1 pseudogene is annotated in these 1,078 nt (G+C 60.5%); it reads left to right on the top strand.

The annotated features are described in order from the left end of the window. Positions 1 to 23 precede the first annotated feature (23 nt). A pseudogene (locus AB5287_RS10025) lies at positions 24 to 1,078 on the top strand (riboflavin deaminase); the annotation flags it as partial.

Genomic DNA, 1,078 nt, shown 5'->3' on the forward strand with positions numbered 1-1,078 from the left:
ATTACATGCCGTCGCTGATTCGTATGACGACCGTCGAGGAACTGATGCGACGGCCTCGCGGCAGGAAGCGGTTCGGCAACCGCAAGCAGCGCGGGCTCGCCATGGAGGAGCATTCGACGCAGATGCACCGGCTGGCGGCATACACCCTGCTCAATTGGGGTGCCGATGAGCGGCGCAGCCTCGACATCGCTCGGATGCTGCTGCTGTACCCCGGCATCGGCATGTGCATGCTGCGCGAGGACGGAGACGTGTTGCGCTTCGGTGCGGCGCCGGACATGCGGTATCGGCGCGTGGTCGACTATCTGCACGAGCGGCGGGCGCAGGCCGATGCGGAATACGAGCTGCATGGCAATCAGTGGATGAGTGAGTATATGGGTCGTCATGACGATGAGGAACCGGCTGTCGGAGAGATTGCGACGGCAGATCGCGACGCGGGCGGATGCTCGTCGAAGCGAGATGGCGTTCGCGGATATGCCGAGGTGGGCGACGAGTCGCTGTGCGACTGCGAGAGCTGCGCCCGCATCGACATGGAGGATAGGCTGGATCTGCTGAAATGCGAGCGGCGATACATGTACGATGTCGTCCGGCTGATTGATGCATACGAGAAGATGTGGGACGATGAACCAATAGATGTCGATGACCGCATGCTCGCGCTGGAACACAATCGGGATGTGCCGGGAGAACCACTATGGCAGGATGTGGCGTTCCTGAACGATCTGGCATACTCGCTGATGGGCGACGTGATGGCCCATGACCTTATCCTCGGATTCGAGCGGCGAGACCGCAAGCGGTTCGACCGAGGCGTCGAGCAGCTGGAACTGCTTACGGAGACGCTCGTCCGGTTCGGTCTGCTGTCATTGCCGATAATCGCGTTCATGAACGGATTCGATGAATTCTCACGGGGACTTGATGACGACTACGCGACGGACGGCACGCTTTACAGTACGTCCGAGGCGGACATACAGCGTCTCACACGCCGTATGCAGAAGCGTCTCGACAAGCTGAGCGAGGAGGAAATGAACGCGAAGGCACATTTGGGCGAGTCCTTGGCGAACATCGTATTGGCACGGTTCCCGGA

It is taken from the genome of Bifidobacterium sp. RTP21102st3_E2_RTP21102_210122, assembly GCF_040916945.1.
Lineage (GTDB): Bacteria > Actinomycetota > Actinomycetes > Actinomycetales > Bifidobacteriaceae > Bifidobacterium > Bifidobacterium longum.